The following is a 26,731-nucleotide window of genomic DNA, read 5'->3' as shown; positions in this document are numbered from 1 at the left end:
ATGCGTTTCCGGTGGTCAATCCCACGTCGGTAGCATTGCGTTGTGACTCCCGAAGCCGTCTCCGCCGCCGTACTCGATGCCGTGAGGGCCACTTTCGCCGCCCACGGCCTGGACACCTCCGCCCTGCCGGAGACTACGACGGTCGAGCGACCCCGGAATCGGGACCACGGCGACTATGCGACGACGATCGCGCTGCAACTGGCCAAGAAACTCGGCGCCAAGCCGCGGGACCTCGCGACCTGGATCGGCGAGCAGTTGGCGCAGGCCGCCGGCATCGCGTCCGCCGAGGTCGCCGGGCCGGGGTTCCTGAACATCCGGCTGGAGGCCGCCGCCGCTGGCGAGCTGGCTCGTACGATCGTCGCGGCCGGCGCCGCGTACGGGCGCGGTGAGCTGCTCAAAGGCAGCAGGATCAACCTGGAGTTCGTGTCCGCGAACCCGACCGGCCCGGTGCACCTCGGGCACACCCGGTGGGCCGCCGTCGGCGACGTGCTGGCCCGGGTCTTCGAGGCCGCTGGCGCCGAGGTCGCGCGCGAGTTCTACATCAACGACCGTGGCAACCAGCTGCAGAACTTCGCTCTGTCGCTGGTCGCCGGCGCGCTCGGTGAGCCGGTGCCGGAAAATGGCTACAAAGGCGAATATGTCACCGACCTGGCGAACGCGATCGTCAAGGACCGTCCGGACATCATGGCGCTGCCCGAAGACGAGCGGCTGACCGCCTTCCGCGAAGAGGGTTACCAGCGCCAGCTCGACGAGCAGAAGGCCGTGCTGGCCGAGTTCCGTACGAACTTCGACGTGTGGTTCTCCGAGCGCTCGCTGCACTCGTCCGGCGCGATCGACGAGGCGATGGCCAAGCTGCGCGGTCAGGGGCATGTGTACGAAAAAGAGGGCGCCGTCTGGATGCGGACCAGCGACTTCGGCGACGACAAGGACCGTCCGCTGATCAAGTCGGACGGCGAGTACACGTATTTTGGCTCTGATGCTGCCTATTACGTGAACAAGCGGAGCCGTGGTTTCGACCGCTGTCTCTATCTGCTCGGCGCCGACCACCACGGCTATATCAACCGGATCAAGGCGATCGCGTCGTGTGCGGGCGACAATCCGGACGAGTCGGTGGATGTCCTGATTGGACAGTTGGTCAAGGTCATTCAGAACGGCGCCGAGATGAAGCTGTCCAAGCGCGCCGGCACCATCATCACCCTCCGGGACGTGATCGACCTGGTCGGCGTGGATGCCGCGCGTTATCAGCTGACCCGGTTCTCGACCGACTCGTCGATGGTGCTCGATGTCGACCTGTTGACCAAGAAAACCAACGACAACCCGGTCTTTTACGTTCAGTACGCGTACGCGCGGATCTCGTCGGTGCTGCGCAACGCGGCCGACCTTGGGGTCGATCGCGGCGAGCTCGATCCTTCGCTGCTGTCGGAGGAAAAGACGAACGCGCTGCTGGGTGCGCTCGCCGAATATCCAGCGGTGATCGCGACCGCGGCCGAGCTGCGTGAACCGCACCGGATCGCCCGCTATCTGGAAAGCCTCGCCGGGCTCTATCACCGTTTTTACGACTCACATCGGGTGTTACCGCAAGGAGACGAGGAAGCCACGGACACGAACAGGGCGAGGCTTTGGCTCTGTGAGGCCACTCGTACGGTGCTGGCCAACGGCCTCGGGCTGCTCGGCGTGACCGCTCCGGAGCGGATGTGAGGGCGCATCCCGCCGGGCCGGCGCACGGCGACCTGATTCACCCGGCCGCCGCTGCCGCACCGCCCGACGACCTGAGCGAGCTGCATCCGGCCGTTTGGCCGGCCACCGCCGAGCGGATCGACGGCGTCGTGCATCTGGGCGGCATGGACGTACGAGATCTCGTTGCTGAGCATGGAAGTCCGCTCTACCTGCTCGACCAGGCTGATCTCGCGGCCCGTGCTCGTACGTTCCGGGAGGCCTTCGCCGGCGCCGATGTCTACTACGCCGGCAAGGCATTTCTGTCCGTTGGTTTCGCGCGCTGGGTCGCCAGCGAGGGCCTCGGACTGGACGTGTGCAGCGGAGGAGAGCTGGGCATTGCGCTGCGAGCCGACTTCCCGACCGACCGCATTGCCATGCATGGCAACAACAAAAGCGACGCCGAGCTGCGCCGGGCGGTTGCCGAGCGGGTCGGCTGCGTGGTCCTGGACTCGTACGTGGAGATTGTCCGGCTCGCCGATATCGCCGCCGCGGCTGGGATTCGGCAGAAGGTGATGATTCGTACGACTGTGGGTGTCGAGGCGCACACGCACGAATTCATCGCTACCGCGCACGAGGACCAGAAATTCGGATTCTCGCTGAGTTCTGGCGGCGCGGCCGAAGCAGTGCGTCGCGTTTTGGCACTGCCTTCGCTGGAACTGGTCGGGCTGCACAGCCACATTGGCTCGCAGATCTTCGACACCGCCGGTTTTGAGGTGGCCGCGAAACGTGTCGTCCAGCTGCTCGCCGACATCAGGGCCGAGCATGACGTGGAGCTGACCGAGCTGGACCTCGGCGGTGGGCTCGGCGTCGCGTACACAGTGGACGATGACCCGGCGCAACTGCATCGGTTTGCCGCTGATCTGCGGACCATCGTGGCGTACGAATGCGGCCGGCACGGGCTGCGGTTGCCGCGGCTGGTCGTCGAGCCGGGACGCGCGCTGGTCGGTCCGGCGGGCATCACGATTTATGAGGTGGGCACGGTCAAACCGGTCCAGTTGGACGCGGGTGCCGTGCGCCATTTCGTTTCCGTCGACGGTGGCATGAGCGACAACATCCGGACCGCTCTTTACGACGCCGCGTACACGTGCGTCTTGGCTTCCCGCGGTTCGGACGCCGAGCCGATGCTGGCCCGTGTCGTTGGCAAACACTGCGAATCCGGTGACATCGTGGTGAAAGACGCCTGGCTGCCGTCCGACCTGGAGCCGGGGGACCTGCTCGCGATCGCCGGCACCGGGGCGTATTGCCGCAGCATGGCGAGCAATTACAATCAGGTGCCCCGACCGCCGGTGGTCTCGGTCGGCGGCGGGCAGTCGAAAGTGTTGCTGCGCCGGGAAACCGAGGACGACCTGCTCCGGTTGGATGCCGGATGACCGGCCAAAAGCGGGTGTTGAGGCTCGCGCTTCTGGGCTGTGGCACGGTCGGCTCAGAAGTTATCCGGCTGTTGCACCGCAATGGTGACGAGCTGGCCGCGCGAGTGGGGGCGCGGCTGGAAATCGCTGGCATCGCGGTCCGGCGACTCACCGTCGACCGCTCGGATCTGCCGGTGCCGGCCGAGCTTTTCACCGACGACCCGATGTCGTTGATCGAGCGCGACGATGTCGACGTGGTGATCGAGGTCGTCGGCGGCCTCGAGCCGGCTCGTGACTGGCTGCTCGCCGCGCTGAAATCCGGAAAGTCCGTGGTGACCGCCAACAAGGCCCTGCTGGCCGAGGACGGCGCTGCCCTGCAGGCCGCCGCGGCCGAGGGTGGCGCCGATCTTTATTACGAGGCCAGCGTGGCCGGCGGCATCCCGTTGCTCGGTCCGCTGCGCGAATCGCTGCACGGCGACCGGATCACCAGGGTGATGGGAATCGTCAACGGGACGACCAACTTCATCCTGTCCGCGATGGACTCGACCGGCGCCGGTTTTGGTGAGGCGCTTGAGGAAGCGACCGCGCTCGGCTATGCGGAGGCCGATCCGACCGCTGATGTCGAGGGCTATGACGCGGCCGCCAAAGCCGCCATTCTGGCTTCTCTTGCCTTCCACACACCGGTCACCGCGGCGGACGTTTATCGTGAAGGCATAACGGAAATCACCGCCGCCGATGTGGCGAGCGCCCGTACGATCGGCTGCACCGTGAAGCTGCTGTGCATCGCTCAGCGCCAGGTGGACGCCGATGGCACCGAAAGTGTCGGCGTACGCGTACACCCCGCGATGATTCCGCGCAGCCATCCACTCGCCGGCGTCACCGGCGCGTTCAACGCTGTTTTCGTTGAGGCGGATGCGGCCGGCGAGTTGATGTTCTACGGCCGCGGTGCCGGCGGTTCGCCGACCGCGAGCGCGGTGCTGGGTGACGTGGTGGCGGTCGCTCGGCACAAGCTCACCGGCGTGCGGTCCGCCAGCGACACATCGTACGCGCTGCTGCCGGTGCGCCCGATCGGCGAGGCGATCACCCGCTATCACCTGAGCCTGGAAGTCGCCGACCGAGCCGGCGTGCTGGCCGCGGTCGCCTCGGAATTCGCCACCAGCGGGGTGTCTATCCGTACGGTCAAACAAGAAGGGCACGGGGACGACGCCACTCTCGTGGTGGTCACCCACGCGGCCCCAGATGCCGCGCTGTCGTCCACAGTGGACAGGTTGCGCCGGCTCGACTCGGTGCGAAAAGTGCTCTCGGTGATGAGGGTTGAGGGGGAAACGTGAGGGACGGCGCTGATCTTTCCAGGGTCCGCTGGCGCGGGCTCATCGACGAATACGCGGACCGACTGCCCGTCACCGACGCGACCCCCCGCATCACGTTGCTGGAGGGCGGCACCCCGCTGCTTCCCGCGCCAGTATTGTCAGAAATGACTGGCTGCGATGTCTTTCTCAAGGTTGAGGGCGCGAATCCCACCGGTTCCTTCAAGGACCGCGGCATGACGATGGCGATCTCCAAGGCCGTCGAACAAGGCGCCAAGGCCGTTATCTGTGCCTCCACCGGAAACACTTCCGCCTCAGCAGCCGCCTACGCGGCACGTGCCGGCATTGTCTGCGCCGTTCTGGTGCCTCGCGGGAAAATCGCGATGGGCAAGCTGGCGCAGGCATTGGTGCACGGGGCACGGCTGCTGCAGGTCGACGGCAACTTCGACGACTGCCTGGCGCTGGCTTCCAAACTGGCCATCGAATATCCGGTCAGCCTGGTCAACTCGGTGAACGAGTTCCGTATCCAGGGCCAGAAAACCGCCTCCTTCGAGATCATCGACGTGCTCGGTGACGCCCCCGACGTGCACTGCCTGCCGGTCGGCAATGCCGGCAACATCACCGCGTACTGGCGTGGATATGTCGAATACGCGGACGACAAGATCTCCACCCACCGGCCAGTCATGCGCGGCTTCCAAGCCGCCGGTGCCGCCCCGATCGTCCTCGGTCACGTCGTGGAACACCCGACGACGATCGCCACCGCCATCCGGATCGGAAATCCCGCCTCCTGGACCAAGGCGTTGGCCGCTCGGGACGAGTCCGGCGGGGCCATCGAATCGGTGACTGACCGGCAGATTTTGGCCGCGTACAAACTGTTGGCCCGACGAGAGGCCGTTTTCGTGGAGCCCGCCAGTGCGTCCAGCGTCGCTGGGCTGTTGGCCGCGCGCGAAGCCGGCACTCTCGAGGCTGGTCTGCGGGTTGTGTGCACGGTGACGGGGAATGGCCTGAAGGATCCTGACTGGGCCATCGATGGCGCCCCCAAGCCGATCACCATCGCCACCGATCCGCAGGCCGCCGCGAAGGCCCTGCAACTCGTCGACTGATTTTAGGGCGATCCGCCCCCACAACGTCACCCTCGCTGTGGTGAGGGCTGGGTTTTCGTCGAGTGCGGGACTTTATCCCGCACTCGACGTCGAGTGCGGGGTTTTGTCCCGCACTCGATGAGGGACCTGTTGCCGGCGAGACTGGTGGGACTACTGATGCGGGACAAAGCAGAACCGCAACAGACGGGGAAGCTACCCGATCAAACCGGTGACGAAGGACCGGGCGGAGCCGGGGACGCCCCAGCCGGTCTTGTTGTCGAAGCCGTCCGTCGCATGCAGCGTCTGGTTCAGCAGTGATTCGGCGTTGAATGCCTCAGCTGCGCGGGGGCCTTCGAAGGAGACCTGCTCGGTGCCGTATTTCACTGGTCCGGCCTTGATATCGGTCAAGCCGGCGTGGGATTTGGCGTAGATCAAGGGGTTCAGGAAGCCGAGGCGGGTGCCCTTGTTGGATTCCAGCGCAAGCGCGACCATGCCGGCGGTGTACGGGGAGGCGAGGCTGGTGCCGCCGTTTTCCTGCATTTCGAAGTTGCCGGACTGGTCGAAGTCGTCGTGAGTGCCGATGCGGTAGCCGGCGTACCAGTCGGCGATGTTGGCGAGGTCGGGGTAGACGCGGTGCGGGGTGGCACCGGCGAGGGCGGCCGGGACGCGGCCCTTTTGGTAGAACGGCTGGGCAAAGGTCTTGCTGGTGCCGCCACCGCCGGCGGAGCGGCCAGAGGACCAGGGGCTCCACTTGTCGTTGGTCTCGTCGCTTTCGGCGGTGGTCCAGCCCTGTTCGAAGCCGACCGCGGAGCCGCTGGCGTTGGTCAGCCCGAGTGACGTGCCGCCGACCGCGGTGGCCAGCGGGTCGGACGCAGGGTAGTCGTTCAGGGTGCCGTTTTTCGGGGCGTTGCCGTTGCTGTTGTCGCCGGCGTCGCCGGAGGAGAACAGGATGGAGACGCCTTGGGCGGCGGCCTGCATGAAGACGTTTTCGTACGCGGTGGAGCTGGCGGGGTCCACATCGGACACCACCTCACCCCACGAGTTGGTGATGATGTCGACCTTGTTGGCGTCCAGGAACTGGTGGAACATCGAGATCAACGCGTCGTCCTGTGGGGCGGAAGCGTTGCCGTAGACGATGTTCGCGTTTGGTGCGGCGCCGTGGATCGCTTGTACGTCCAGATCCTGCTCGCCGTCCGGGCCGGTGCACTGCGGGCCGTCTTTTGGCTGCAGGGAAGTGTATTGGCCGGCTTTGAGGCCGGGCCAGTGCTGAATGCTCGCCCAGCGGTTGGTGTCCGCCTCGGTCATCAGGTCGTTGCACCACAGGCCGATGCCCACGGTGATGCCCTTTCCGGTCAGCCCGGTGCTGGTGATGCCCCGTGCGGTGGCGAGTTGTTGAGGCGTGTAGCCACAGTTCGCGCCCGGAAGGCGAGCGCCAAAGGGCGCCGGGGCGGCGTCCCATTCGGCCGAGACGGTGTGCTGACCATAGAAATTCGAGCAGCCGTCATCGGTTCCGGCGGAACGAGCGGCGGTGGCTGTCGGTTTCCGGTTGGTGGTCTGGATCTGGTGCGAGGTGTCCAGCCCGACCACGCCCTGAATGGCACCGCCGAGGTCGGCCGGTACGCTCAGGCCGCCGCTCGGCGCGGTCACGGTCCGACCGCTCTTGCTGTACTTGTCCAGTGGGGCACCAAAAGCCTGGTGGATCTGCGCCGCGGACCCGGACACCGCGATATATGTACGGTCAGTGGAGGAATAGCGGACCTGCAGGCCCTGCGACGACAACCAGTTGCTTACTTTACGTTGAGTGTCTGCTGTCGGAGCGTACGCGTCGGCAAACTGTTGCGGGGTAAGGAACTTCCGGAAGTTCGAGCTGCCCGGAGTGGAGACTTGCTGGACATACTGCTGGAGACCAGCGGAATCCCGGAGGCTCACGTTGACGCCGAAGGTCACCGGTGTGCTGTCCGGCACCGCACCAGCGGTTTTCGCCTGCGTGGTCCAGTTGCTGGCACCGGCGATGCCGACCCGTGCGGGCGCGGCCGAGGCCGCGGTGCCGGCCGCTGGCACCACCGCGAGGGCCATCGCCCCTATCACGCTAACCCGGAAAATGGCGCGCTTATTCACATGCGTCTCCTGTCGATCGAAGGAACAGCTCAACCAGGCCGAAAAACGACACAGGGCAGCGGCGCGTGAACGCGCGACAAAGATGCTGGTGAGCCGGAGGTGCAAGATCGACAGTAGGCGGGCGCGGGTCAAGGGGACCTGAAGGCGAAATTAAGTCGTTGCCCCGATGCCTTAAATTTCCAGTTTTCCTACGTCATGTCGGTCAGGAGACCTTTGCCAACCACGGTTTGTACGCGGTGGCGAACGGTTCGGCGCCAGACCGAACGATTTCGGCCAACTCGTCGGCAGCTTTACGTGCCGAAGCGATCACTTCGGGTGAATATCCGTATGTCACCTGGTGAATTTCGAACTCGTCCTCGTCCAGAATCTCGACGACCCCGTCCCAGCGCCGGACCACGTCCAAATCCAGGTCGACCATCGTGACCTGGTTGTCCGTACGCACCGGGACAGTGCAGATGTCGCAGTAGACCTCGAGGTATGTCTCCTGCGGTCCGTTGAACACGACCGTCCACCAGTGCGGCTCGGCCGGAATCAGGATGACGTGCGGCTGCGGGAGCGTGATGGGCGGCTCGTCGCCGCGCTGGATGACGCTGCCGCTGGAGGCGCCGATCCACAGACCGTGCTGGTCCTCGCCCAGCAGTTCGAGAGTCTCGTGCCAGTGCCGAGAGCCGTCGTACTTGGTGAAAACCATCCGGAAGTCAGTCACTCTCACGACCGTACAAGCAAAAGGCGGTGCCCTCCGAAGAGGACACCGCCCAGTGTTGCCAAAGATCCAGTGCGGCCAAAGATCAGCCGGCGGCGCCGTAAACCGCTACCTCACTGGAATCCAGGAAGGAGCAGCCGCTCAGCCCGGGGTTCGCCGCGCATGCGGTCGCGTAGACGCCTGGGACCTGCGGGTTCACCATCGTGAAGCGGACGTACGACACGTTCTGTGTGCCGGCGGTCAACGTCACCTTGTTGAGGCGGCCGCGATCGCCGGTGGCGAAGGAACCGGCCGCGGCCGGCACCCACACCTGCCCGTCGGTCGAGGTCTCGATCGTGTAGTCCTTGGTCGCCGCGGTCGGGTCGTCGCCGCAGGTGTTGCTCGGGTCGATCGACAACTCGGTGATCGACACCGGTTTGGGCAGCTTGATAACGATGTTCTTGGCCGTCGGCACGCCGGCGACCGGGTTCGTCTCGCTGCCCCAGCCGGTGCTCAACGACTGGTCGATGTCGCCGGGCGGGCCACAGCCGAAGCTGCTGTAGTCGACACCGGTGAAGCTGTTGATCGCGGCCCCACCGGAGGCAGCCGCCCAGTCCCGGCGAATCTGCCAGTTGACGGTGATCGCGTGTGATGGCACCGAAACTCCGGTCTTGACCTGTCGGTCGTAGCCAGCGCCACCAGCGATGAGCGCCGGGTACGTACCGGCGTAGATGCCACTGATCGTGTATTTGCCGTTGGCGTCGGTCACGGCCTGGTAGTCACCGGGGAAACCGGAGTTGTGGCCGCCGAAGCCGACCAGGACGCCGGGAGCGCCGTGGCCACTGTCCACGTCGTTCGCGGTGCCGCTGACGGAGCCGGTCGGGGTGCCCGGCGCCGGCGGCAACGAGAAGTCCTCGACCGGGTGGGTGTCGCCGGCGTCGGTGACGCTGGCGAACCAACCCATGCCGCGGTGCGCGAAGACCTGCCAGATCTTGCTGTTCAGCTTGCCGCCGTTGACGACGGTGTCGGCTTGCAGGATGGAGTTACGCATGTCGAGGTACGACGGCTCCATCGGGGACAGCTCCATCCCCCGGGTGACCAGCGTCTCGGCCATCTTCGAGCCGATCGCGGCCCGCAGGTCCCAGAGCGTCTCGCCCCAGATCTCGCCGTCCGCGTGCACCTCGGCGGTGCCGCGCTTGCTGATCAGGCCGAAGTCGCCGAAGGTGTAGCCGCCGGGACCGGCGCCGAAGGCGCTGCCGGGGCAGGCCGGCGAGGTGGATCCCACCGGGCAGTCCAGCGGCTGCGTACGGATGCCGTCCTTGCCGGCGCCGACGTACTGGCCGACCCGGACCTCGCCGGGAGCGGCGGTGTCCTTGACCAACTTGTCGTTGACCAGGTAATCCATCGCGTACCAGTCGCTCCAGGCCTCACCCATCGAGCCGCCCTCCTGGGCGCCGATGTGGGACAGGCCGTTGGCGTCCACGACCAGCCGGTGCGACAGGCCGTGGGTGTATTCGTGGTAGACGATGTCCGACTCGTTGCCACCGAAGGACGCCAGCCACGGGTCGTTCGGGTTGCCCGGCTGGCGGAACAGGTACATCTGCATGGTCGGCTTCTGGCCGTCCGGCGGCGTACCGAAGTTCGCGTTGTTGATGTGCGCGCCGTCCGGCAGGCTGCCGCTCGCGGCGGTGGCCGCGCCGTCGAAGACCTGCGCCTGTACGGCGTCGTCGTCAACTGCCTCGAAGTTGCCAGCCGCCCGGGTGAAGCCGATCGGGGCGGCTTCCAGGTGGTCGTGGTATTTCCCGAGGAAGTACATGACCTGCGCGGCGCCCTGTGACACGTTCGTACGCCACGAGTTCGGCACCGACGGGTCCCACGTGCACGGGAAGGCCGCAGAGCACGGCTGACCAGCCACATTGAAGGTTTTCAGCGGGAACTGGAACTTCCCTGGCGCGCTCGGCGCGATTTCCTCGTTCGGGTTCGCGATGTTGTCGTCGTTGATGTCCGCGTACACGTGACCGACGTTGCCGGCCAGCTTCGGCGAGCCGTTGGGCAGCCAGCTCTGCTTGTACGTGTGCGTGGTGGCCTTGCCGCCGGCCGGCGCGCCCGGGTAGTTGTCGAACGTGTCGGCGCTGTCGTTGTCGGTCAGGCTCTGCCGATAAAGAACGGCACCGGTCTGCGCGTCGACGACGTGTACGAACATCCGGCCGGACGCGGTGGTGACGACCGTCTGCCAGCCCCGCCTGGGACCGGACGCGGTCTGGAAGACCACCTGGCTGACCTGGTCACCATTGCTGTATTTGGTGACTTGCGCGGCCCCGGTCGGGGCGGCCGCGGTGGCCTTGAGCGGAGCGGATTTCACGCTGCTCGCGGACAGCGAACGGGCCTTGTCGGCGGTCACCGAGGCGGCCGGTAGCGACGCGGTGGTGATCCCGGAGACGGGCGCACCGACGAGGTTGATCAGCTGGCCGTTCTTCGCCACGTTGGCCTGCAGGCCGTTGTCGAAGACCGGCACGCCGCCCACCGACTGCACGAAGCTGAGGTGGTGCGTACCGCTGATGTCGACGTAGTCGCGCCGCAGCGTCAGCGCGGACAGGTCCGCGGCGGTCAGACCGAAGACGTTCTGGTGCGCGGTCACGTAGTTCAGCGCGACCGTCTTCGCCGGCTGTTTGCTGGGCTGCGTGAGGAAACCGTCGAGCTTGGCGATTGAGCGCGGGGTGTTCGTCAACGGGTCTATCTGCACGACGCCCTGCGGCCCGAGCTGCGAGCGAAGCGCTGGTACGCCGCTGGACGGCGTCGCGGCCTTGACGGCTGCTCGCTTCTGCAGCGCGGGCTGGGCCGCGGAAACCTGGCGGGAGTCGTAGAAGTCGTACTTCTCCTGGTCGGACGAGCCCTGACTGCTGGCCGGAGCCGGCTTCGCGGCCGGCGCGGGCGCCGCCGCGACCGCGGCCGGGGTCATGCCGGCGGCGACCAGCGTCGCCGCGCTGACCGCTATCAGGCCGCGTTTGAGTCCGTGGCGGGGTCTGTGGGGCAGACCCCGAAACGGTGCTTCTGACATCGTGTCCCTTTCCTGTGCAGATATAGTTTTTTGCACCGGGTGCCTGCGGAAATTGGGTAAACAAACCCGCAGGAGCAGGCCAATCATGATTGATCGGTAGCCTGCTCAGGAGCGGTTTGCCGGCATTGGGGAAGACCTCGCCGATGGGCCGCCTGCTGGATCGTTCTGGCCGAAGATCTTCCTGGGGGAGTGCGAATGGGGCGTGCCTACCGGCCGTCGGGCGTACGCGTACGAGTGCCGGCCTCGAGTGCGAATCTGGGCCCGGGCTTTGACGCCCTGGGTCTCGCGCTGGGTTTGTACGACGACGTCGAGCTGAGCATCGTGTCGGACGGCTTGCTGGTCGAGGTGACTGGCGAGGGCGCCCGGGACGTGCCGACCGACGAGTCGCATCTGCTCGTACGCGCCGCCCGGGCCGCTTTCGACCGGCTCGGTGGCCAGCCAGCTGGCCTGCGGCTGAGCTGCACCAACAGGATCCCGCACGGGCGTGGGCTGGGGTCCTCGGCGGCCGCGATCGTGGCCGGCGTGGTGGCGGCCAGCGTCCTCGCCGACCCGGATGCGGGCCCGCGCGGCGCGCTGTCCGACGACGAACTGCTGAGCCTGGCCACCGAGCTGGAGGGCCACCCCGACAACGTGGCCGCGTGCCTGCTCGGCGCCGGCACGATCGCGTGGATGGAAGGGCCGAAAGCGCAGGCCGTACGGTTTCACCCGGCGGCGGATCTCGTGCCGGTCGCCTTCGTCCCCACCCAGCCGCTGTCCACCGAGGTCGCGCGCGGATTGCTGCCCGCGCGGGTCCCGCACGCCGACGCGGCCGCGAACGCGGGTCGCGCGGCTTTGCTCGTACACGCTCTGACCACCGACCTGTCGGTGTTGCTCGCGGCCACCGAGGACCGCCTCCACCAGGCCTATCGAGCTGCCGCGATGCCGGTGTCAGCGATGTTGGTCGAGAAGCTGCGAGCCGCCGACATTCCCGCTGTCATCAGCGGCGCGGGCGCGACCGTACTGGCGCTGACCAGCGGCGACGGTCCTTCGGTCGAGGTGCTGGCCGGGTACGCGCCGGCCGGAACAGCTGTCCTGCCACTGACTGTTGACTACTGTGGAGCGGTGGCGCGGCCGTCCTGAAAGCGTTCTCACGGGCGCTGGGCGGCGCAAACGCGGCAAGGTGATTACGGACACGCCGGTGGGGTGTTGTTGCCGTCGTTGACCGGGCAGTCTACGCTCTGGAAGCAGTACAGCCGCCCTTTTGGCGCGTGAGCGCTACCGGGCCAGTGTCTTGAGGCCATTTTCTCGTTCCGGGGGTTCCTCCGCCGCAATACGTCGCTTCGATGACGTTTTGTGACCGGGTTCCCTGGGCGGGCTGAGGCACGGACACTTCTTTCGATCGCAGCGGTCCATATCGCCGGTGCGTTTCGGGGCTGTCCGCATTCCGTGAGTACGCGGGTCTCCGATGCTGGGGCGTGGGCCCTGGCGTCGGTCGCAGTGCAACCGACGCCGGGTTCGTGTCCCGGGCGTCGTCGTAGGGAAGGAATCCCCATTGAGCGACACCACTGACCTCCTGACCGAGTCGGCCTCCGCCGCGAAGCCGCGGCGCCGCTCGACCGGGGGGATCACCGGCATGAAGCTGCCGGAATTGCAGACGCTGGCCAGCGAGCTCGGTATCACCGGCACGGCCAGGATGCGCAAGAGCGACCTCATCACCGCGATCAAGGCCAAGCAGGGCGGCTCTTCCGGGCAGGACACCCTGCTCCCGGTCGAGGAACCGGCTGCGCCGGTGGCGAGCGAGGCACCCCGTCGGCGTGGCCGTCGGGTAGCCACCCGGGCGGCTGGTACGGCTGCCCCGGCCGACACCCTGACCAGCGCGGACACCGCACCGGCCAGCGAGGCGCCGACGGGCCGTACGCCCGCGCCCCGGTCCGCGCCGGCACCGCGCTCGGCCGCCAAGCAGGCCGCCAAGGCCGCCAGCAACGAGGCCCGCGAGACCGTCGAGGCGCCAGTCGTCGAGACCGCCGCGCCGGCTCGTACGGACCGGCGTCGGGGCCGCCAGGAGCGAGTGCGCGAGGAGGCCGTCGAGGCGCCCGCCGAAGAGGCTCCCCAGCAGCGCGAACCGGCTCGGGCCGCGGCGCACACCGACCAGCAGCCGGGTCGTACCGAGAACCAGCGCGACGGTCAGGGCGGCCGCAACCGCAACGACAGTCGAGCGGACAACCGTACCGATAGTCGGGCCGAGAACCGGACCGACAATCGGAGCGAGAACCGCACCGACAACCGGAACGACCGGGCCGACCGCGGCAACCAGCAGAACCGCAACCAGGGCCGGCAGAACCCGCAGAACAACCAGCAGGACGACGAGGAAGACGCGGACGGCCGGCGCCGGCCGCGCCGGTTCCGCGACCGCAACCGCCGCGGCGGCAACACCGGTGGTGGCGGTGGCGGCGGTGCTCGGGAGCGTGGTGGCAACGAGCGTTTCGACAACACCGAGCCCGAAGTTCGTGACGACGACGTACTTATTCCGGTCGCCGGCATTGTTGACGTTCTCGACAACTACGCCTTTGTTCGTACGTCCGGATATCTGACCGGCCCGACCGACGTTTACGTGTCGATGTCGCAGGTTCGCCGCAACGGCCTGCGTCGCGGCGACCACGTGATCGGTGCGGTTCGGCAGCCCCGTGAGGGCGAGCGGCGCGACAAGTACAACGCGCTCGTACGGCTGGACACGGTCAACGGCGTGCCCCCGGAGGAGGCCCGCAACCGGCCGGAGTTCACCAAGCTCACGCCGCTCTACCCGCAGACGCGGCTGCGGCTGGAGACCGAGGCCAACGTGCTCACCACGCGGGTGATCGACCTGGTGATGCCGATCGGCAAGGGCCAGCGCGCGTTGATCGTGTCGCCGCCCAAGGCCGGTAAGACGATGGTCCTGCAGGCCATCGCCAACGCGATCACCACCAACAACCCCGAATGCCACCTGATGGTCGTGCTGGTCGACGAGCGTCCGGAAGAGGTCACCGACATGCAGCGCTCGGTGAAGGGCGAGGTCATCGCCTCTACCTTCGACCGGCCGCCGGCAGACCACACCACGGTCGCCGAGCTCTCCATCGAACGGGCGAAACGGCTGGTGGAGCTGGGCCACGACGTGGTCGTGCTGCTCGACTCGATCACCCGGCTGGGTCGCGCGTACAACCTGGCGGCGCCGGCCTCGGGCCGGATCCTGTCCGGTGGTGTGGACTCGACCGCGCTTTACCCGCCGAAGCGTTTCCTTGGTGCGGCTCGGAACATCGAGAACGGCGGCTCGCTGACCATTCTCGCCACCGCGCTGGTGGAGACCGGGTCCACGATGGACACGGTGATTTTCGAGGAGTTCAAGGGCACCGGCAACGCCGAGCTGAAGCTGGACCGCAAGCTGTCCGACAAGCGGATCTTCCCGGCTGTCGACGTGGATGCTTCGAGTACCCGTAAGGAAGAAATCCTGCTGGCGCCGGACGAGCTGGGCATCGTGATCAAGCTTCGCCGGGTGCTGTCCGCGCTCGACTCGCAGCAGGCGCTGGAGCTTTTGCTGGCTCAGCTGCGGAAGACCCAAACGAACGCTGAATTCCTGATGCAGATTCAGAAGACCACGCCGGGAACTTTTGGTTCCGACTAGTTTGTTCGTACGCGCAAGCAAAAATCCGGCCCCGCGGGATGGGGTCGGATTCTTGTTTTATTACCCATCGGTAGCTCGCTGGTTTCGGCCGGTTTGCCCGGGCAGCTGAATAACGACCGCGTGACGGCGCTCATAAATGACTCGATTGTCGGGGCCTGTCCTTCATAGGGTGAGAGCAAGGGGCGAGGCGGGCGGTCGGGAGGACAATGCGGTGACGGCGTTCGATGCGCAGCGCTCGGCGGATGGCGCTCGACGCGCACACAACGCCCGAGTCCGCTCGCTGTCCGTGCTGGATCCGCTTTCTGGTCGCTGCGAACGAATGCTGCGATGGGTCACGCTCGCCGCCGCGACGGTCGCCCTGCTGATGATGAGCCTGTTGGTCAGCCCGACCATCGCCTTGCTGGCCACCGTGCCGGCCCTGATCGCGGGTTTTCGCCGCACTTCCTTCGCCGCCTTGGTGGCCCTCGCGTTGCTGGCCGTGACCGTACCGGCGGCAGCTCTGCAGCCGACCGTGACGCACGGCGTGCTGCCCGAGCTGCCCGGCATGAACGGCGCCCCGGCCCGCGCCCAGGACCAGTTGGTGCTGGTTCTCGCCCTGCTGGCGGCGGCCCTGGGCGCATTGGTCGTCCAGCGCCGGCAGGCCGAGATGGGCCCGATGACGGTCCTGCGCGCGCTCGGCGTGGTCGCCGCCGGTGCCGGCCTGGGCATCGTCGTGGTGCTCGCCGCCGTGCCAGTCGGCGACTCGGCCCAACCGCCGATGCCGTGGTGGGTGCTGCCCATGTTGGTCCTGTGCGCCGCGAACCCCTTCGATCTTTCCCGAAGCTGGCGCATGGCCGTACCAGCCGCGGCCGCCGCCCTGGTCGCTCTGGTGGCCCTGGTCGTACGCGCCGACGCCACCACCGGCTTCGCCTGGACAGTCGCCAGCGCCGTGATCGTCGTCGGCCTGCTGTTTTTCGGCGCCGGCACCACTGTTTTCGCCGCCTTCGGCGCCCGCCTCCCGCGCGGCGTCGACTGATGACGCGGTTCTGGACCCCGGAATACCGCGGGGGAGCATGCGGTTTAGCACTACGTGAGGCCGTCTGTCACACTGGTGGGCGGTTCGCAGGTTCCGGTTCACGGCTGGCAAGAGTCCTGAGCGTCACGGCCGACCCGGCGACCACGTCAGAATGAGGAGATCATGAAGGCCGACATCCACCCGAAGTATGCCGAGACCACGGTGAGCTGTTCGTGCGGTGCCACTTTCACCACACGCAGCACCGCCAAGGGCGGCGAGATTCACGCCGAGGTGTGCTCCCAGTGCCACCCGTTCTACACCGGTAAGCAGAAGATTCTGGACTCCGGTGGCCGGGTTGCCCGGTTCGAGCGTCGTTTCGGCAAGCGCGCACGCTAGCTACATCAAGGCGCGTCCGGAGACTTGGGTCTCCGGGCGCGCCTTTGTCTATGCCTTCACATCCGTACCACCCGAAGGGCCTGACATGTCCGATCCGCTGACCTCGCTGCCGGCGATCCGCACTGAGTACGCGGACCTGGAGAAGCAGATGTCCGATCCAGGGCTGCACAGCGACGCGGCCAAGGCGCGTCAGGTCGGTCGCCGGTACGCCGAACTGGGCCCGATCGTGGCCGCCGCGACCGCGTTGGAGTCGGCTCGTGACGACCTCGCCACCGCGAAGGAGCTGGCCACCGAAGACGCGTCTTTCGCCGCCGAGGCGGACGAGATCTCGGCCCGCATCCCGCAGTTGACCGGCCGGCTCACCGAGCTGCTGATGCCGCGCGACCCGTCCGACGGCAAGGACGTGATCCTGGAGGTCAAGGCGGGGGAGGGCGGCGAGGAGTCGGCGCTGTTCGCCGGCGATCTGCTCCGGATGTACATGCGGTATGCGGAGCGTCGCGGCTGGAAGACCGAGCTGATGGAAGCGACCGAATCCGCGCTCGGTGGCTACAAAGATGTTGCGTTGGCGGTAAAAGCCAAGGGCATCCCGGCGCCCGGTGAGGGTGTCTGGGCGCGCCTCAAGTACGAGGGTGGCGTGCATCGCGTGCAGCGCGTGCCGGTCACCGAGTCGCAGGGCCGCGTACACACTTCCGCCGCCGGCGTCCTGGTGCTGCCCGAGGCGGAGGACATCGACGTGCAGATCGACCCCAACGACCTGCGGATCGACGTGTTCCGGTCGTCCGGACCCGGTGGGCAGAGCGTCAACACCACGGACTCCGCGGTCCGCATCACGCACGTACCGACCGGCATCGTGGTGTCCTGCCAGAACGAGAAATCCCAGCTGCAGAACAAAGAACAGGCGATGCGGATCCTGCGGTCGCGGATGCTCGCGGCCGCCCAGGAGGAAGCCGACGCGGCGGCCAGCGCCGAGCGCCGGTCGCAGGTGCGTACGGTCGACCGCTCGGAGCGGGTACGGACGTACAACTTCCCGGAGAACCGCATCTCCGACCACCGCGTCGGCTACAAGGCGTACAACCTGGACGCCGTGCTCGACGGTGAGCTGGACGGCGTCATCGACGCGCTGGTGAACCAGGACGGCCAGGACCGGCTGGCCGCCGCCACCGCCGGCAGCAGCTGAGCCGTGCTCGCTGGCATGCTTTCGGTGGCGGTCCAGCGGCTCGCTGAAGCCGGCGTCGACTCGCCGCAGGTGGACGCGGAATGGCTGGCCGCGCACGTGTTGGGTACGACGCGGTCCGGGCTGCTTTTGGTTGAGGGTTTCGATTCCGACCAACAAAGGCACTTCGACGACCTGGTCGAGGACCGAGCGAACCGGATCCCGCTGCAGCACCTGACCGGCCTCGCGGGCTTTCGCTATCTGGAGCTCGCGGTCGGCCCGGGCGTCTTCATTCCCCGCCCAGAGACCGAAATGCTGGCCCAGTGGGCAATCGACCGGGCTGGTTCGCTGGACAGCCCGGTGGTGGTGGAACTCTGTGCCGGTTCCGCCGCGATCTCACTGTCCATTGTGGACGAATGTGCGGCCGCGGTCGTACACGCCGTGGAGTTCTCGCCGCTCGCGGTCGCCTGGGCACAGCGAAACATCGACAAGTACGGACAAAACCGGGTTCACCTGGTCAGCGGCGACGCCACCGACCCGGCCGTCCTGTCCGATGTGGACGGACAGGCCGACCTCCTGGTCTGCAATCCGCCGTACGTGCCGGACGACTCCGCGCCGCCCCCGGAGGTCGCCGACCACGACCCGGCGATGGCCCTGTGGGGCGGCGGCGCCGACGGCCTCGACACCGTACGTAAACTCGTGCCGCGCATGCACGCCCTGCTCAAACCCGGCGGCTGGGTCGGCATCGAACACGCGGACGTACAAGGCGAATCGGTGCCGGCCATCCTGGCCGCCGCGGGGGGCTGGACGGACATCTCGGATCACCCCGACCTGTCCGCCCGTCCCCGCTACACCACCGCCCGCCGCCGCTAGCGGCGTTCCCTACTCGGGAACGACTACGTGTAGGCCGAGCGAACGCGCCGCGTCAGCGAGCCGTTTGTCGTACGCGATGAAATGGGTCAGTGCTGGCTTGAGGTCTTCAGCGGTCGCGAGGTGAATGGCGTCCAGACTTCTCAGGGTCGTTCCCGGTAGCTGACCCGCGGCGTCAAGGATGGCACCGGTTATCGGGCGCTGAAGTAGCAATGCGAGAACGTTGGGCAATATCTTGAGTGCGGCCTGGTCGTTTCGGCGCAGCGCCCGAGCTGTCTCAGTGCGCGCCAAGGCCGAACACACCAGCGGATGTGGGTTCGCGGCGAGCCAGGAACGCAGTGCCGCCGTTTCGTTCTCCTGCCGCGCGAGCTTGACCACGGCCGAGCTGTCCAAGTAGATCACTCGCGGTCTTCGCGCTGCTCTGAAATGACCTCGGTGGTGTCGATGTCGTTGCTCGCCGGTGTTGGTGTGATGGCGAGCAGTGCGGCAATCCCGCCTGGATTGCTTGCGGGAGTCAGCTTTCCCTCGCGGATGAGTTGATCGACGGCTGGATTGCCGGTGCGCGGCAGCGGAACAAGCATGGCGATGGGCTCGTCGTGCTCCGTTACGAGGATTGTTTCGCCGTCTGCGGCTTGGTGAATCACCCTGGACGTGTGCCGGGTGAGCTCCCTGATTCCCACCGTCATTGTCATGACAAAATGTTAGCACATTCTCCGATGGAGATCGTCGCATCTTGATGCGGAGATGCTATGATGTGTTCTATGCGGACGACCATTGACCTCCCCGAGGACCTTCATCGGCAAGCGGTGTCGATCGCGCGGGATACGGCGCGGACCTTGAGCGAGACGGTCGTCGATCTGATGCGGCGAGCCTTGGGGCAGGGCGGGACGCCGGAGGTTACCCGGAGTGCGCGCACCGGTTTGCCGGTGGTCCATCTTGCTACCACCATCACGACCGAGGACGTCCGTTCACTGGAAGACGACCAGTGACGGTTCTCCTGGATGCGAACGTGCTCATCGCCCTTCTCGTCGCCAGTCATGTGCATCATGACGCCGCCGAGAACTGGCTGGTGGAGGGAGAAGATCGGTTCGCCACGTGTCCGATATCCGAGGGCAGTCTGGTGCGGCTGCTCCTACGTGAAGGACAAACCGCCGCGACGGCCAAAGCGGTTCTCAAGGCCGTGACCGACAGTCCTCGGCACGAATTCTGGCCAGCCGACATCTCATATCTTGACGTGTCCATGGATGGAGTCATTGGCCATCGCCAGGTGACCGACGCCTACCTCGCGGAGCTGGTCAGGGTGCGAGGCGGTCGACTGGCAACCTTTGATCAAGGGCTGGCCAAACTTCACAGTGACGTTGTTGATCTCGTCCCGACGCGCTGAACGGTCCAACCCGTCATCTGGGCGGACAGCTCGGAAACATCCGGTCTGTCCGCCCGCCGCGGCTGACCGCGACTCAGCAGAAGCCGATGGCGTCCGCGCGGTCGTTGGTGCCGGCTGGTACGACGCCGACCTGCTGGCCGGCGTTGACGACCTGCAGGGTGACGAGGGCGCCGTTGACGTGGTCATAGACGCATTCACGCTGGCTGGCGTTGGCGTTCTTCCACGAGCTGGCGTGGTCGTGCAGCGTCGAGTTCACGTCCTGATAGCTCGCGTACCCGCTGATGATTTGCTTGGTTCCGGTGAAATGCCCGTCGGTCCACAGGCAGAAGTTGTGCGCTGGACAGGTGGTGTCGGCGTACGCCGGTGTCGCGGCGATGACGGCACCGCCGCCGGCCAGTAACAGGGACACTCCGAAAGCAGCGATCCTCTTCATGACTGAACTCTCCCTCGACCTTGGCTGGCTACGGTTCGAGTCAGTTCGTAGTGCGCTCGCACTGATCGACTCAATCTCCTTTGGTTGAGGCCAAAACACCGGGTTTCCTTTAAGGAGCGATCGATCAGGGCCGCTCTCCCTGAGAGGGCCTGATCAGGAAGTGGGAAACTGCCGGTGTGAGGAAAACCGCATGAGCCTGACGTACGACACCCGCGACGAATCCACCCGCCAGCTGGGCCTGGACGCGGCCGCCGAGGCGGCTGGCCGGGGCGACCTGGTGGTGATCCCGACCGACACCGTTTACGGCGTCGGCGCCGACGCGTTCAACCGGGCGGCGGTCGGCAAGCTGCTGGCCGCCAAGGGCCGCGGCCGCTCGATGCCGCCGCCGGTGCTGGTGCCGTCGTGGCGGACGCTGGACGGCCTGGTCATGACCATGCCGGCGGTCGCCCGTGACCTGGTCGAGGCCTTCTGGCCGGGCGGCCTGACGATCATCGTCGAGCACATCGCGTCGCTGGACTGGGACCTCGGTGACACGTACGGCACGGTGGCCGTACGGATGCCGCTGCACCCAGTCGCGTTGGAGCTGCTGGCCAAGGTCGGCCCGATGGCGGTGTCCAGCGCGAACACTACCGGCAACCCGGCCGCGCTGACCGCCGCGGACGCCGAGCTGATGCTGGGCGACTCCGTCGACGTCTACCTGGAGGCCGGCCCGTCCGAGCTGGCCGTCGCGTCCACGATCGTGGACGTGACCGAGTGCGCGACCGGCGGACCGCCACGGCTGCGCCGGGCCGGCGCGCTCAGCATCGAGCAGCTCCGCGAGGTCGCCCCCGACCTGGCCACCGACGAGCCGGCGGCTTGATGCCGCCGTTCACCGTCCTGCACGTCTGCATGGGCAACATCTGCCGCTCGCCGATGGCCGAACGGCTGCTGGCGGCCCGTTTCGGGGACGCCGACCTGCTGCACTCGCACAGCGCAGGCGTCGGGCCCTGGCACGCCGGCGACCCGATGGAGCGCAACGCCGCCCGGGAGTTGCGGCACCGGGACGCTGATCCGAGCGACTTCCACGCCCGGCACCTGCGCCCTGACCTCATCGAGGGCAGCGATCTCGTACTGACCGCCACCATCGAGCAGTCGCAGTACGTCGGTCACGCCGTCCCCGGCTCCGCCAGCCGTACGTTCGTCCTCGGTGAGCTCACCCGCCTGCTCCCGCTGGTCGAGGAGTCCGCGCTGCCTGCCTTCCACCAGGACCCGGAGTCGGTGCTGAAGCGTGGCGTCGCCCTGGTCGCCGCCCTCAACGCCGTCCGCGCGGACGCCGCGCCGCTGCCGGCCGACGAGATCGACGACCCGTATGCCCGGCCCCAGGTCGTCTTCTCGGCGACCGCCGACAGCATCGAGGCGCCGCTGCGTGCTCTCGTACGCGCCCTCACGCAGTCCCGCTAGCAGGCTGAGAACCGCATCCGCGTTTACACTCACGGGACACCTGCCGCCCTTGACTCGGAGCGTCACATGTCTGACAGCACGCCGTTCTGGGGTCCCGATTTCGACGCGCTGCGGGCCGCCGATCCACAGATCGCGGACGTGATCCTGGCGGAGTTGGACCGGCTGCGCGACGGGTTGCAGTTGATCGCGAGCGAAAACCTGACCTCGCCGGCGGTGTTGGCCGCGCTCGGGTCGACGTTGTCCAACAAATATGCCGAAGGCTATCCGGGCAAGCGTTATTACGGCGGCTGCTCGGAGGTCGACCAAGCCGAGGAAATCGGCATTTCCCGGGCCAAAGACCTTTTCGACGCGGAGCACGCGAATCTGCAGCCACATTCGGGTGCTTCTGCGAATCTCGCGGCGTACGCGGCGTTGTTGAAGCCCGGCGACACCGTGCTGGCGATGTCGTTGCCGCACGGCGGCCACCTGACGCACGGCAGCAAAGTGAACTTTTCCGGGAAATGGTTCAACACCATCGGCTATTCGGTCCGCCGCGACACCGAGCTGATCGACTACGACGAGGTCCGCGACCTGGCCCGCGAGCACCAACCGAAGATGATCATTTGCGGCGCGACCGCATACTCACGACTGATCGACTTCGAGAAGTTCCGGCAGGTCGCCGACGAGGTCGGGGCGTATTTGATGGTCGACGCCGCGCATTTCATCGGATTGGTCGCCGGCAAGGCAATTCCGTCGCCGGTGCCGTACGCCGACGTCGTCACGATGACGACACACAAGGTCCTGCGCGGCCCGCGCGGCGGGATGATCCTGTGTACGCAGGAGCTGGCGCCGCGCATCGACAAGGCGGTTTTCCCGTTCAGCCAGGGCGGACCGCTGATGCACGCGGTGGCGGCCAAGGCGGTCGCGCTGGCCGAGGCCGCCCGGCCGGACTTCCAGGCGTACGCACGCCAGGTCATCGCCAACGCCCAGGCGCTCGCCGACGGCCTCGCCGCCGAGGGAATGCGGCCGGTCTCCGGTGGCACGGACACCCATCTGTGCCTCATCGACCTGCGGGAAATCGGGGTCACCGGTGCGCAGGCGGAGGCCCGCTGCGACGCCGCCGGGATCACCCTCAACAAGAACGCGATCCCGTACGACCCGCAGAAGCCGATGATCGGGTCCGGCATCCGGGTCGGCACCCCGTCCGTCACCACCCAGGGCATGACCGAGGCGCAGATGAAGTCGGTCGCGTCGCTGATCAGCCAGGCGGTACGCGACGAGGACGGCACCGCCGCTCCGCAGCTGCGCGACCAGGTCCGCGCCCTGGTCGCCCGCCACCCCGCCTACCCCCGCTAAACCCTCCCCACACACCGTTTGTCGCACGGTCTTCGCGGGTGGGGCCGGATTTTCGTCGAGTGCGGGACTTTGTGCCGCACTCGACGTNNNNGTCCTGCACTCGACGTCGGGCCTGTCGCTGGCGGGGCGCAGGCAACGGGGCGTTGCGGCGAACTGGAGTAGTCACTGAGGGTGATGAACGGGGTGTTCGCCGAGGGCGAACAGGGCCGGTTTGCGGGATAAGTAACGTACGGCGTAATTTGTCCAGCGCCAACGGGTGGCAAGAAGGCCCGCAAGACCACCTCATGCTGCGGTTTTGACCATCCCGTGAACAGTGCTCAAAGGACTTTGTGATAGCGTTCTCAAAGTCCCCACAGAGCGGGGGCGCAGCGGCGCGGCCGAGGTGATAACCGCAGGTCAGCCACTGTGATAGAGGAGCGAAGTGTGATCTGCGCCCGGCCCGGAGAGAGAGTCTGGACGGCGCCGCGGAACGACGCGAGGGAGCGACGACATGGAAGAGCCGCCTTTCCCCCGGTGAGCTGAAGATTGAGGCGCGGTGAGTGGAGCCAGCCCGCAAGGGCCCGGACTCTGGCAGTTGGTTACGCTGGGGTCGACTCTGCTCGGGTTCGTCGTGGGTGGCCTGGTGATAGGGCTGCTTCTCGACAACATGACGCACGCTAGCCCGTTGTGCACTCTCATCGGGCTTGGCATCGGCATCGTGGGCGGTCTGCTCACAGCCGGACTTCAGATCCGCCGTTTCTTGAAAGGCTAGTACGGGCAGCGACGACTATGACCGCCACTGACAGTGACAGGCCTATGGATAACAAGACCCCTATCGAACCCCCGCCGGACGCCGCCGAGGCATTGGCCCTCGCCGTCCCCGCCATTCCCCACCACACCGCCCGCAACCTGCGGATCGGCGCGATCGTGGCGATCCCGATCGGTGGCATCGCGCTCGCGGTGCTGTCCGTGGTGGGCCACCCGGTCGCCGGCCTGCTGGTGATGCTCGGGCTCGCCCTGGGCGCCCTCAACACCCACCTGACCCAGCGTGCGGTCGTGCAGTACGCCAAGGGCGGTGAGCTGGTCGCCAAGAAGCAGTTCATGGTCAGCGCGCTGACCCGGATCGGACTCATCACGGTGCTGGGCATCGGGCCGGTGCTGCTGCTGCGACCGGACGGTCTGGGCGTGATCTGTGGCCTCGCCGTCTTCCAGGTCATCATGCTCATCGTCGCGTCCATGCCACTGATCAAGGAGTACCGGAGGGCATGATCACCACCCCCCTTGCGGCCGCTGGAGACGGTATCCAGGTCGGCCACCACATCCAGGCGACCATCGGTGGATGGACCTTCAACCTGGACACCATCTGGACCACGGTGCTGGCCGGCGCGATCGTGGTCGCGATGGGCCTGCTGATCGCCCGCAAGGCGACCGGCGGAGTGCCGTCCAAGCCACAGATCCTCTGGGAGACCGTGATCGGTCAGATCGAAGACCAGGTCGAGGAAAACGTCGGACTGAAGGTGGCGCCCTTCGTGGTGCCGCTCGCCGTCTCGATTTTCTTCTTCATCCTGATCTGCAACTGGCTGGAACTGTTGCCGACCCAGTGGAACGAGAATTTCCACCTGCTGCCGGCCCCGACGGCGGACGTGAACCTGACGTACGCGCTGGGCCTGTTCACCATCATCCTGATGCACGTGATGACGATCCGGCGCAAGGGTTTCGGCCGCTGGATCAAGGACACCGTCAAGGGGCACGCGGCGTTTTTGGCCCCAATCAACATCATCGAAGAGCTGGTGAAGCCGTTCACGCTGGCTTTGCGGTTGTTCGGCAACATTTTCGCCGGCGGCATCATGCTCAGCATCATCGCGCTGATTCCCTGGTGGGGCACCTGGCTGCCGAACATCGCCTGGAAGCTGTTCGACATGTTCATCGGTGTCCTGCAGGCGGTTATTTTCGCCCTGTTGACCATCCTCTACTTCGGATTCCAGATGGCCGAGGAGGAGCACTGACCGACCGCGGATACCCGTTTTCCCGTCAGTACTGGCAGTCCCCTTTGTTTTTTCGTTGCAGTGCAAGCAAATGCGAGAGGATCCAAAATGGCATCGATTGATCACGCGATCGCCGTCGCCGGCGCCCTGGTCGGCGGTGGCGTGGCCCTGGCTGGTGGCGCGATCGGCGCCGCGGTCGGTGACGGCCTGGCCGGCAGCGCGACCATCTCCGGCATCGCCCGGCAGCCCGAGGCCCGCGGCCAGCTCTTCCCGATCCTGTTCCTGACCATCGGTCTGGTCGAGGCGATGTACTTCATCAACCTGGCCTTCATGATCGTCTTCGTGTACGTCGTAGCCAACGGCGTGGTCTGACCTAAGCGAGCGGAGGTAGTCCCATGGCTTTTCTTGCCGCACCAGTCACCTCGGTGCTGGCCGAGGAAGTGAACAACCCGATCCTTCCGAACGGGACCTTCTTCGTCGAGCTGATCGCCTTCATCATCATCCTGGTCATCCTGTGGAAGTACGTCGTGCCACCGCTGGCCAAGGCGATGAACGACCGGCAGGAGATGATCCGCAAGCAGGTCGAGCAGGCCAAGGAAACCGAGGAAAGCCTCGCCAAGGCCCAATCGAAGTACGAAGAGGCCATCGAGGAGGCTCGCGTCAACGCGGCCAAGATCCGCGACGACGCACGCGCCCAGGGCGCGCAGATCCTCGAGGAGCTGCGGACCAAGGCGCAGGCCGAGTCGGACCGGATTGTGGAGCGCGGTCGCGAGCAGCTGTCGGCTGAGCGGGACGCACTCGTACGCGAGCTGCGCGACGACATCGGTCGTCTCTCGGTCGACCTGGCGGCCCGCATCGTCGGTGAGTCGCTGGCCGACGAGGCCCGCCAGAGTGGCACGATCGACCGCTTCCTGGCCCAGGTCGACACCGTCGACGGGCGGCTGCAGGCCGGTGCCAAGCTGCCGGCTGGGCAGAGCTGATGCGGGCAGCGAGCCGGGACGCCCTGGCGACCAGCCACGAGCGGCTCGAACAGCTGGTCGCCGACGCCGACGACGCCGTCACCGAGAGGGTGGCGGACGAACTCGGCGCGGTGGCCGACCTGCTCGCCGGTCAGGTCGGCCTGCGCCGTGCGCTGGCCGACTCGTCCCGTACCCACGAGGCCCGTGAAGGCCTGGTGAACGACCTGTTCGGCAGCCAGCTGGCCGAGCCCACGCTGAAGCTGCTGCGCGGGCTGGCCACTTCCCGGTGGTCCGCGCCGCACGACCTCATCGACGCCGCCGAGCTCGCCTCGGTGGAGGCCACCCTGGCCGCCGCCGAGCGGGCCGGCAAGCTGGCCGATGTCGAGGACGAGCTGTTCCGGTTCGCCCGGATCGCCGAGGCGAACAGCAAGCTGACCTCCGAGCTGGAGGACGGCATGCGGCCGGTCCGCAAGCGGATCGAGCTGGCCGAGGGCCTGCTGCGCGACAAGGTCGCGCCACAGACCCTCAAGCTGGTCGCCCGTGCGGTCACCGGCCTCGGTGGTCGGCCGTTCTCGGCCGGGCTGGATCGGCTGGTCGAACTGGCCGCCGAGCGGCGGAACCGGTCGGTCGCCCGAGTACGGGTGGCCACCGCGATGACCGACGAGCAGGAGAGCCGGCTGGCCGGTTCGCTGCGGCGGATCTACGGTCGGGACATCTCGGTGCTGGTCGAGATCGACGAGTCGATCATCGGCGGCGCGGTCGTGGCGGTCGGGGACGACCTCTACGACGGCAGCATTCTGCGGCGGATCACCGAGGCCCGCAACGGGCTCACCCGATAAAGCGCATTCCATCACCCG

27 protein-coding genes are annotated in these 26,731 nt (G+C 66.9%); 21 read left to right on the top strand and 6 right to left on the bottom strand.

Going from position 1 to position 26,731, the window contains the following annotated elements:
* Positions 1-42 precede the first annotated feature (42 nt).
* The 4 genes from argS to thrC are packed head-to-tail and all read left to right on the top strand — an operon-like array spanning position 43 to position 5,475.
* The gene (argS, locus tag ABD301_RS03435; RefSeq protein WP_344307044.1) at positions 43-1,698 is read left to right on the top strand and encodes an arginine--tRNA ligase; all 1,656 of its coding nucleotides are present in this window, start codon (positions 43-45) and stop codon (positions 1,696-1,698) included.
* A complete protein-coding gene (gene lysA, locus ABD301_RS03430) occupies positions 1,695-3,086 on the top strand; it encodes a diaminopimelate decarboxylase (RefSeq protein WP_344307042.1) in 1,392 nt (463 codons plus the stop codon). The genes argS and lysA overlap by 4 nt, the downstream gene beginning before the upstream one ends.
* On the top strand, positions 3,083-4,396 hold the full coding sequence (locus ABD301_RS03425; RefSeq protein ID WP_344307040.1) for a homoserine dehydrogenase: 1,314 nt from the start codon (positions 3,083-3,085) through the stop codon (positions 4,394-4,396). The genes lysA and ABD301_RS03425 overlap by 4 nt, the downstream gene beginning before the upstream one ends.
* The gene (gene thrC / locus ABD301_RS03420; RefSeq protein WP_344307038.1) at positions 4,393-5,475 is read left to right on the top strand and encodes a threonine synthase; all 1,083 of its coding nucleotides are present in this window, start codon (positions 4,393-4,395) and stop codon (positions 5,473-5,475) included. The genes ABD301_RS03425 and thrC overlap by 4 nt, the downstream gene beginning before the upstream one ends.
* A 192-nt stretch (positions 5,476-5,667) precedes the next feature.
* Here the strand turns inward: thrC and ABD301_RS03415 are convergent, their stop codons facing one another.
* The 3 genes from ABD301_RS03415 to ABD301_RS03405 form a co-directional block, all read right to left on the bottom strand.
* Positions 5,668-7,572, bottom strand: a complete 1,905-nt coding sequence (locus ABD301_RS03415; RefSeq protein ID WP_344307036.1) for a S53 family peptidase — start codon at positions 7,570-7,572, stop codon at positions 5,668-5,670.
* A gap of 202 nt (positions 7,573-7,774) precedes the next feature.
* The gene (locus ABD301_RS03410; RefSeq protein WP_344307034.1) at positions 7,775-8,278 is read right to left on the bottom strand and encodes a DUF402 domain-containing protein; all 504 of its coding nucleotides are present in this window, start codon (positions 8,276-8,278) and stop codon (positions 7,775-7,777) included.
* Positions 8,279-8,360: 82 nt separating this feature from the next.
* A complete protein-coding gene (locus ABD301_RS03405; RefSeq protein ID WP_344307032.1) occupies positions 8,361-11,312 on the bottom strand; it encodes a M36 family metallopeptidase in 2,952 nt (983 codons plus the stop codon).
* A 195-nt stretch (positions 11,313-11,507) separates the two neighbouring features.
* On the opposite strand from ABD301_RS03405, the gene thrB reads away from it, so the two are divergent.
* The 6 genes from thrB (at position 11,508) to prmC (ending at position 18,362) form a co-directional block, all read left to right on the top strand.
* Complete coding sequence (gene thrB / locus ABD301_RS03400; RefSeq protein ID WP_344307030.1) at positions 11,508-12,431, top strand: homoserine kinase; 924 nt, start codon at positions 11,508-11,510, stop codon at positions 12,429-12,431.
* 493 nt (positions 12,432-12,924) lie between these two features.
* Positions 12,925-14,946, top strand: a complete 2,022-nt coding sequence (rho, locus tag ABD301_RS03395; RefSeq protein ID WP_344307391.1) for a transcription termination factor Rho — start codon at positions 12,925-12,927, stop codon at positions 14,944-14,946.
* Positions 14,947-15,157: 211 nt separating this feature from the next.
* Positions 15,158-15,961, top strand: a complete 804-nt coding sequence (locus ABD301_RS03390; protein WP_344307028.1) for a hypothetical protein — start codon at positions 15,158-15,160, stop codon at positions 15,959-15,961.
* A gap of 162 nt (positions 15,962-16,123) precedes the next feature.
* Positions 16,124-16,336, top strand: a complete 213-nt coding sequence (rpmE, locus tag ABD301_RS03385; protein WP_344307026.1) for a 50S ribosomal protein L31 — start codon at positions 16,124-16,126, stop codon at positions 16,334-16,336.
* An 85-nt stretch (positions 16,337-16,421) separates the two neighbouring features.
* Positions 16,422-17,513, top strand: a complete 1,092-nt coding sequence (gene prfA / locus ABD301_RS03380; RefSeq protein ID WP_163567400.1) for a peptide chain release factor 1 — start codon at positions 16,422-16,424, stop codon at positions 17,511-17,513.
* 3 nt (positions 17,514-17,516) lie between these two features.
* A complete protein-coding gene (prmC, locus tag ABD301_RS03375) occupies positions 17,517-18,362 on the top strand; it encodes a peptide chain release factor N(5)-glutamine methyltransferase (protein ID WP_279579580.1) in 846 nt (281 codons plus the stop codon).
* Between the two features lie 9 nt (positions 18,363-18,371).
* Here prmC and ABD301_RS03370 read toward each other — a convergent pair whose 3' ends face one another.
* The gene (locus ABD301_RS03370) at positions 18,372-18,761 is read right to left on the bottom strand and encodes a type II toxin-antitoxin system VapC family toxin (RefSeq protein WP_163567401.1); all 390 of its coding nucleotides are present in this window, start codon (positions 18,759-18,761) and stop codon (positions 18,372-18,374) included.
* A complete protein-coding gene (locus ABD301_RS03365) occupies positions 18,758-19,051 on the bottom strand; it encodes a type II toxin-antitoxin system Phd/YefM family antitoxin (RefSeq protein ID WP_163567402.1) in 294 nt (97 codons plus the stop codon). The genes ABD301_RS03370 and ABD301_RS03365 overlap by 4 nt, the downstream gene beginning before the upstream one ends.
* Positions 19,052-19,120: 69 nt before the next feature.
* Between ABD301_RS03365 and ABD301_RS03360 the strand changes: the two genes are divergently transcribed.
* Positions 19,121-19,348, top strand: coding sequence for an antitoxin (locus ABD301_RS03360; RefSeq protein ID WP_163567403.1), 228 nt, complete (start codon positions 19,121-19,123; stop codon positions 19,346-19,348).
* Positions 19,345-19,743 carry a TA system VapC family ribonuclease toxin gene (locus ABD301_RS03355; protein ID WP_163567404.1) on the top strand — a complete coding sequence of 133 codons (399 nt, stop codon included), beginning with the start codon at positions 19,345-19,347 and terminating at the stop codon, positions 19,741-19,743. The genes ABD301_RS03360 and ABD301_RS03355 overlap by 4 nt, the downstream gene beginning before the upstream one ends.
* A gap of 73 nt (positions 19,744-19,816) precedes the next feature.
* On the opposite strand, the gene ABD301_RS03350 is transcribed toward ABD301_RS03355, so the two are convergent.
* Positions 19,817-20,176, bottom strand: a complete 360-nt coding sequence (locus ABD301_RS03350) for a peptidase inhibitor family I36 protein (protein ID WP_163567405.1) — start codon at positions 20,174-20,176, stop codon at positions 19,817-19,819.
* Between the two features lie 190 nt (positions 20,177-20,366).
* Here ABD301_RS03350 and ABD301_RS03345 point away from each other — a divergent pair, with 190 nt between their 5' ends.
* From ABD301_RS03345 to ABD301_RS03310, 9 genes are all read left to right on the top strand, one after another.
* Positions 20,367-21,035: an L-threonylcarbamoyladenylate synthase gene (locus ABD301_RS03345; RefSeq protein WP_344307019.1), complete on the top strand. Its 669-nt coding sequence runs from the start codon at positions 20,367-20,369 to the stop codon at positions 21,033-21,035.
* On the top strand, positions 21,035-21,616 hold the full coding sequence (locus ABD301_RS03340; protein ID WP_344307017.1) for an arsenate reductase/protein-tyrosine-phosphatase family protein: 582 nt from the start codon (positions 21,035-21,037) through the stop codon (positions 21,614-21,616). The genes ABD301_RS03345 and ABD301_RS03340 overlap by 1 nt, the downstream gene beginning before the upstream one ends.
* Before the next feature lie 66 nt (positions 21,617-21,682).
* A complete protein-coding gene (locus tag ABD301_RS03335; RefSeq protein WP_344307015.1) occupies positions 21,683-22,951 on the top strand; it encodes a serine hydroxymethyltransferase in 1,269 nt (422 codons plus the stop codon).
* A 535-nt stretch (positions 22,952-23,486) separates the two neighbouring features.
* Positions 23,487-23,702 (top strand): AtpZ/AtpI family protein, encoded by a 216-nt coding sequence (locus ABD301_RS42280; RefSeq protein ID WP_425551881.1) that lies wholly within the window; start codon positions 23,487-23,489, stop codon positions 23,700-23,702.
* A 44-nt stretch (positions 23,703-23,746) separates the two neighbouring features.
* A complete protein-coding gene (locus tag ABD301_RS03330) occupies positions 23,747-24,199 on the top strand; it encodes a hypothetical protein (RefSeq protein ID WP_344307013.1) in 453 nt (150 codons plus the stop codon).
* On the top strand, positions 24,196-24,936 hold the full coding sequence (atpB, locus tag ABD301_RS03325; protein WP_163567429.1) for a F0F1 ATP synthase subunit A: 741 nt from the start codon (positions 24,196-24,198) through the stop codon (positions 24,934-24,936). The genes ABD301_RS03330 and atpB overlap by 4 nt, the downstream gene beginning before the upstream one ends.
* 96 nt (positions 24,937-25,032) lie before the next feature.
* The gene (gene atpE, locus ABD301_RS03320; RefSeq protein WP_344307389.1) at positions 25,033-25,287 is read left to right on the top strand and encodes an ATP synthase F0 subunit C; all 255 of its coding nucleotides are present in this window, start codon (positions 25,033-25,035) and stop codon (positions 25,285-25,287) included.
* Positions 25,288-25,310: 23 nt separating this feature from the next.
* A complete protein-coding gene (locus ABD301_RS03315) occupies positions 25,311-25,895 on the top strand; it encodes a F0F1 ATP synthase subunit B (RefSeq protein ID WP_344307011.1) in 585 nt (194 codons plus the stop codon).
* Positions 25,895-26,713: a F0F1 ATP synthase subunit delta gene (locus ABD301_RS03310; RefSeq protein ID WP_163567430.1), complete on the top strand. Its 819-nt coding sequence runs from the start codon at positions 25,895-25,897 to the stop codon at positions 26,711-26,713. The genes ABD301_RS03315 and ABD301_RS03310 overlap by 1 nt, the downstream gene beginning before the upstream one ends.
* Positions 26,714-26,731 lie beyond the last annotated feature (18 nt).

It is taken from the genome of Fodinicola feengrottensis (assembly GCF_039530045.1).
GTDB lineage: Bacteria > Actinomycetota > Actinomycetes > Mycobacteriales > HKI-0501 > Fodinicola > Fodinicola feengrottensis.
Note: the sequence above shows the minus strand (reverse complement) of the source record. Positions and strands in the feature narration are given on the sequence as shown.

Coding starts and splice junctions, on each gene's coding strand:
- ABD301_RS03425 (WP_344307040.1), top strand. CDS start 3,083: ATGACCGGCCAAAAGCGGGTGTTGAGGCTCGCGCTTCTGGGCTGTGGC.
- ABD301_RS03405 (WP_344307032.1), bottom strand. CDS start 11,312: ATGTCAGAAGCACCGTTTCGGGGTCTGCCCCACAGACCCCGCCACGGA.
- thrB (WP_344307030.1), top strand. CDS start 11,508: ATGGGGCGTGCCTACCGGCCGTCGGGCGTACGCGTACGAGTGCCGGCC.
- rho (WP_344307391.1), top strand. CDS start 12,925: ATGAAGCTGCCGGAATTGCAGACGCTGGCCAGCGAGCTCGGTATCACC.
- rpmE (WP_344307026.1), top strand. CDS start 16,124: ATGAAGGCCGACATCCACCCGAAGTATGCCGAGACCACGGTGAGCTGT.
- prfA (WP_163567400.1), top strand. CDS start 16,422: ATGTCCGATCCGCTGACCTCGCTGCCGGCGATCCGCACTGAGTACGCG.
- ABD301_RS03365 (WP_163567402.1), bottom strand. CDS start 19,051: ATGACAATGACGGTGGGAATCAGGGAGCTCACCCGGCACACGTCCAGG.
- ABD301_RS03360 (WP_163567403.1), top strand. CDS start 19,121: ATGCGGACGACCATTGACCTCCCCGAGGACCTTCATCGGCAAGCGGTG.
- ABD301_RS03350 (WP_163567405.1), bottom strand. CDS start 20,176: ATGAAGAGGATCGCTGCTTTCGGAGTGTCCCTGTTACTGGCCGGCGGC.
- ABD301_RS03345 (WP_344307019.1), top strand. CDS start 20,367: ATGAGCCTGACGTACGACACCCGCGACGAATCCACCCGCCAGCTGGGC.
- ABD301_RS03340 (WP_344307017.1), top strand. CDS start 21,035: ATGCCGCCGTTCACCGTCCTGCACGTCTGCATGGGCAACATCTGCCGC.
- ABD301_RS03335 (WP_344307015.1), top strand. CDS start 21,683: ATGTCTGACAGCACGCCGTTCTGGGGTCCCGATTTCGACGCGCTGCGG.
- ABD301_RS03330 (WP_344307013.1), top strand. CDS start 23,747: ATGGATAACAAGACCCCTATCGAACCCCCGCCGGACGCCGCCGAGGCA.
- atpB (WP_163567429.1), top strand. CDS start 24,196: ATGATCACCACCCCCCTTGCGGCCGCTGGAGACGGTATCCAGGTCGGC.
- ABD301_RS03315 (WP_344307011.1), top strand. CDS start 25,311: ATGGCTTTTCTTGCCGCACCAGTCACCTCGGTGCTGGCCGAGGAAGTG.
- ABD301_RS03310 (WP_163567430.1), top strand. CDS start 25,895: ATGCGGGCAGCGAGCCGGGACGCCCTGGCGACCAGCCACGAGCGGCTC.